Raw genomic sequence first — 5,348 nt, 5'->3', positions numbered from 1 at the left:
CGTGGAATTGCGTGGCGGCTGGCCAATTCGCTGGCGTTGCGGCAATTTGTGTGCATCGGTTTGACGGAGCAGACGCCGGATCATTCGACGATCTCGCGGACGCGGCGTTTGATCGACCTGGACACGCACCGCGCGGTGTTTGCCTGGGTATTGTGTTTGCTTGCGGATCGGGGCCTGATCGAGGGCAAGAGAGTGGGCATCGATGCGACCACGCTGGAGGCCAACGCCGGGGCCCCCAGCGACAGGTTTTCGTCGCTGGGGTGGAACGCGGCCATGCGCTCGATCGTGCGGCGGGACACGGGGGAAAGTTATGAGGAGTTTCTGACGGGGTTGGCGAAAACGTCGGGGATGGAGACGCCGACGCGCGGGGACCTGGCGCGACTGGACCGCAAGCGAAAGAAGCGCGCGTCGAACAAGGAGTGGAAGAGCCCTGTGGACGCTGATGCGCGCGTTGCGAAGATGAAGGACGGGCGCACACACCTGGCGCACAACGCCGGGGTCCCCGCGGACAGGTCTTCGTCCGTGGGGTGGAAGGCCGAGCACGCGGTGGACCTGGACACGGGCGCGGTGGTGGCGGTGACCTTGCAGGAAGCCGATAAGGGCGACACAACCACGTTGGACATGACGCTGTGCGAGACCGGCGAAGCGGTGGCGGAGTTGGCGGTGCGCGAGGCCGAGCAGCGACCAGATGAGAAGCCGAAGGTGAGCGTCAATGGAATCGAAGAGATAGTAGCCGACAAGGGGTATCACGCGGGCGCGGTGTTGGAGCGGGTGAAGATCTATCGAGTGCGGAGTTACATCCCGGAGCGGGAGCAGAAGGGGCGGCGCAACTGGGAAGGCAAAGCGGAACAGCAGCAGGCGCTGTACGCCGACCGGCGGTGGGTGCACGGCAACTACGGCAAGAGCCTATTGAAGAGACGCAGTGAACTGGTGGAACGCAGCTTCGCTCACTGCTACGACACCGGCGGCATGCGGCGTACCCACCTGCGCAAGCACGACAACATCCTCAAGCGGCAACTGATCCACGTGGGAGCCTTCAATCTGAGCCTGATCTTCCGCCGCCTGCTCGGCGCTGGCACTCCGCGGGAGTGGTACAACCTGGGAAAGAGCCTGTATTTGTTCCTGAGGGCGCTGTTTACGCGTCAGCAGCGTCGAATCCGGCTGTGCCGAGAGAATATCCCGGCTCAGCGCGCGATCTTGCTTGTCAAATCGGCTTCAACGGCTCGCGCCAGGACATGCCGGAGATTCAGTACTTGCATCACGGGCTGTTAGGCTATGCATAATTCAGGTGCTTTATCTGTCCTTTTCTTGACTCATGCGGTCCACATAGCTAATGTAAAAACCAACCAGCGTCGCTTCGCTCCGACACTGCCCCACATCGTCGGAATCAGCGGACCACTTCAACGGAATATGCACCTGGGTCGGGAGGCAAGACTTGATTACCCATTCAACCGAGCACTGGATAAGAACGGTCGAAAAGGGTAGAACCAACCACACACTCTGTGCGTTGACGAGTGCCCTTCGTTTGCTATCAGGTAAGCACATTCGCGTTCCAAAACATGCTTATCCGGGCTTGAGCCCGTCACGAGTTGCCCGATTGCTGCAGGTTGGAAATGGCGCCTGCGATCTGCTTCTGTCGGCCGGCCGACAAAGAACGCTGGTATCGGGGGAACGTCTTGAATATCTTGCCGGCGACATTGAGTACTTCACGGATCATGTTTTTCGACGTTGGTGGAGCTTGTTGGGTGTAAAACGGCCATTTTTTGTGGTGAATGGTACAGATCCAAGCGAATCAATCGCGGCCGTCACGGGCTGCGACACACAACCGTTGCCCCGGCTTTGCCTCTCAACCCATTGTGTCGTCGTAATCATGGCCAATTGGAGGGGGACTCCGGCTGTACTGCATTATGCTGCCTGCGATAAAGCAATCGCCGAGTTGGGGCGTCAAGCAAATAGTCTTGGAATTGCCTCATCCGACCCGCAAATTCGGCACCTCGTACCTCGCTTGCTTGCGCATGCTAATCTCGAAAACGGCGCAGCAGTCTTGGTGCAATCACGAATTCCCGCAGGATCTTTCGAGTTCAGTTGGCGCCGTATCGATGCTGCCACGGAACTATGGCTATCCCGCAATCCAAGAAGCGAGGATGGGGGCAGGGCCTGGGTGGGCCAGCGGCTGGTTCAGTTGTGCGCGTTTCTTCCTCGTTTTCAAGATTTGCTCATCCCGGCTACAGACGCCCTGCTGGACTGGTGTGAGGCGGCGCGCATTCCGGGCGATCTTACGCATGGAGACTTTTGGCTCGGAAATGTGCTTTTCAGCGGTGATACTGTCTCGGGAATCATCGATTGGGAGTGGGCTCAAAAAGATGGGTTTGTATTGGTAGATGCCTTGTACATGCTGCTCATGTCAACTGCTGCCGCGAATGGGGGCCGTGTTTCGCATTATCTCCGTCAACTTTGGGCCGACGAGATTGGTGACGCGGCACTGCAAGAGAGGATAGCCAAACTGCGCATTCAGTCCGGCATGGACAAAGACGATCTGAAATTCATTGCTTTACTGCTCTGGTTCGGCGTCCTTTGGCAAAAAGCAATGCGAGGCGGAATGCCATCTACCTCATGGTTGGAGGATATGATTCCACGCACAATGCCCGCGATAGAGAAATGGCTCAGTCGGTGTTCAAAGACGAGTGGGATATGCGCAGCTTAAGTAATCTGGAATTTTGTCCCAGGTTCTGCCAGGTGGGTGATTTGCGGGTCAATTGGATAGCCTGAGTCAGATGACGAATTCTTCGGTGAGCACGGAGCCAGGGAAGGACGGCCGGCTGGACGCTGTTTCTGCGCGAGTGGAGAGAGCACGGGCGGCGAAAGGATTTCTTAAGACACCACCGATCACAAGCGGGTAGAAGATTTCCAGGCCGCTTTCTTTTAGAATAAATCACATAGTTACCTGAATAATGCACAAGGCCATTTGGCAACCTCCGAGAATCCTGTTTTAGAACTGTAGGGACGCGAAGTTCACAGCTTCGCGAACTGATTTTCAGGAGTCACCCAAATGGTGAGCGGCAATCGGAGTGGCGCAGCGGAATAGCTCTCTACGCACTGAAAGGCGGGAGACGGGAGGCCGGGCTGGTGCGGTCCAGAGCCTGTATCTGGCTCTTCTCATCGACGCTGAGCACCAACGCGTGCTCGGGTGGATCAAAATAGAGGCCGACGATATCTTCGAGCTTGGCGGCAAACTCGGGTTCGTCGCTGATCTTGAAACTCTCGATGCGGTGCGGCTTCAGTCCATGCGCTCGCTAAATGCGCCCTACGCTGGACTTTGACATGCCCGCCAGTCGCGCCATCTTGCTGCGCGATCATTGAGTGGAGTTGGCCGGCGTGCTCTGCGTGGTTTTGGCGACGACTTCGGCAACTTTTTAGGCGGTGATCGTCGACGTGCGGCCCGGTCGCGGCGCATCCTTTACCAATCCGGCCACTCCCTGGGCCAGAAACCGACTGCGCCATCGGGAAGCCATAAGCGGCGCCACTGACATGTGCTCGGCGATATGCTTATCCTGAAGTCCGGCTGCCGCAAGCAAGACGATGCGGCAGCGCTCGACCACGCGCACCGGCGTGGTCCGCCGGCGCACAAGATTCTGCAATTCCGCCCGTGCTTGCGAACTCAGATGGATCGCTGGCGCTACGCGCATGTCGGTCACCTCAACTGTATATGAGATGACAAACGCTTTATAATAGATTCTGGCGGACTACACTAACTTATTGGAGCTTGCCTTTGACGGCACTGTATACGTGAGCTGTATACTATGGGAATTCATTACTCGGAAGATGTCGCTGAGATCGATAACCGTCATAATGGAACCTATTCGGACTGCCCCCTTCGTTACGACTCTCTCCGCGCTAGCGGAGGTCGGTCTGCAGCCGTGCTTAATGAGAGCAGATGCCGATATAACGACCTGGGAAAAAGAGCTTGACCTGATCGTATTGCCATCCAAGCTACAGGCGATCCTCCGCGTGCTGCGCGATCTTGGATGGGAGATTGGGAACACGGGCTTTTTCGATCCCTCAAGGCGTCATCTCCTGCTTTGGTCAGATGACCGCTTCCTGAGGATTGATCTGTACTCCAAGATCGTGAGCTCCGGGCTCGAGTACATCAATGCCGACCGCTACTTGGCTGGAGCTACATTGCAGGGGGACGTGTATGTTCCTCATGCAGGGAATTGGCTGCTTCACGTGGTGGTGAACACTATTCTAGAGAAGCGGCGTCTCCGTGAAGACTACTTTCCCAGGATAGCGAGTGTACTTCAGAATCGGGACGCGGTCCGGCAGGCTATGGTCGAAGCGAGGCGTTTAGGTCTTGGCTATTTGTTCGAGGGCGATCCTGAACTTGGCTTCCTCTTCGACGAAACCCAGATCGCCGGTCTGAAGGTTGATGTGCGAAAGGCGCTGCTAAAGGCGCGGACGGCAAACAAAGTGAGGTTTGTCTGGCGTTGGACTATGCAAACAATCGGCAAGAAGCTGGCACTGCGGCCTGGCTTCAGCATTGCCGTAATTGGCCCGGACGGCGCGGGGAAAACAACATTCCTATCCACCCTGGAGGCGGTGCTGAACGGGAATGGTATCGAGACACGGACCGTCTACTTTGGGCCATGGGAGCGGCCATGTCTGCCGAGCACTAAATGGCTGAGGAGCCTGGGAGCCGATCCACTGGACATTGGTGAGAATTCGCCTGCCCGAAGAACTGCCGCAAAGCTCCTCAAAGCTCATCTGCGACGTATATTGTATTACGCCAACTTCCTGCCCGAAATGTGGGCTCGGTACTTCGCGCGCGTGTGGCCCGCCGTGCTGGAACGGCACATCGTGCTCCTTGACCGGCACGCAGTCGATCTCGAGACAGGGTACTATAACCAACCCATACAGAATTGCGGGTGGCTTCGTTTACTGCTTGCGCGACTGAGCCCTCGCCCGCGCATGCTGATCTTGTTAGACAACGACGCTGAGGTCATCTGGAACCGGAAGAAAGAGTTCCCGCTCGCTTTGATCGAGAGTGCGCTCCGCCGCTACAGAGAGGTGGCTCAGGCGTACGGGATGATCGTTATTAAAACCGAACGACCGCCGGAGCAGTTAGTCGGCGATCTGATGAACCGGCACTGGCGCAACTTCGTCCGTATGCGGAGGGATGGTCTGCCATTCCTGAGGATGCGGTGAGCGTGCCGTGCTATATGGGTCCGACCTTGTTCGTCTGCGCTTAGTGATAAACATCATGGTTCTGCCTATGCGCTTGAACCTGAATAATGTACAGGGCCATTTGGAATCCCCTGAGAATCCTGTTTTAGAACAGCAGGGACGCGAAG

3 protein-coding genes and 1 pseudogene are annotated in these 5,348 nt (G+C 57.0%); 3 read left to right on the top strand and 1 reads right to left on the bottom strand.

Going from position 1 to position 5,348, the window contains the following annotated elements; genetic code table 11:
* Positions 1-1,272, top strand: a 1,272-nt coding sequence (locus tag VMU57_RS20830) for a transposase (protein ID WP_325386951.1), incomplete at its 5' end; no start/stop codon positions are given.
* Positions 1,273-1,597: 325 nt separating this feature from the next.
* Positions 1,598-2,704 carry a phosphotransferase gene (locus VMU57_RS20825; protein WP_325386949.1) on the top strand — a complete coding sequence of 369 codons (1,107 nt, stop codon included), beginning with the start codon at positions 1,598-1,600 and terminating at the stop codon, positions 2,702-2,704.
* 415 nt (positions 2,705-3,119) lie between these two features.
* On the opposite strand, the pseudogene VMU57_RS20820 reads toward VMU57_RS20825, so the two are convergent.
* Positions 3,120-3,686: pseudogene (locus VMU57_RS20820) on the bottom strand (helix-turn-helix domain-containing protein); the annotation flags it as partial.
* Positions 3,687-3,924: 238 nt separating this feature from the next.
* Between VMU57_RS20820 and VMU57_RS20815 the strand changes: the two are divergent.
* The gene (locus VMU57_RS20815; protein ID WP_325386947.1) at positions 3,925-5,202 is read left to right on the top strand and encodes a hypothetical protein; all 1,278 of its coding nucleotides are present in this window, start codon (positions 3,925-3,927) and stop codon (positions 5,200-5,202) included.
* Positions 5,203-5,348: the final 146 nt, after the last annotated feature.

The organism is Edaphobacter sp. (genome assembly GCF_035532915.1).
Taxonomy (GTDB): Bacteria; Acidobacteriota; Terriglobia; order Terriglobales; family Acidobacteriaceae; genus Edaphobacter.
This window is presented reverse-complemented; position numbering and strand designations above follow the sequence as displayed.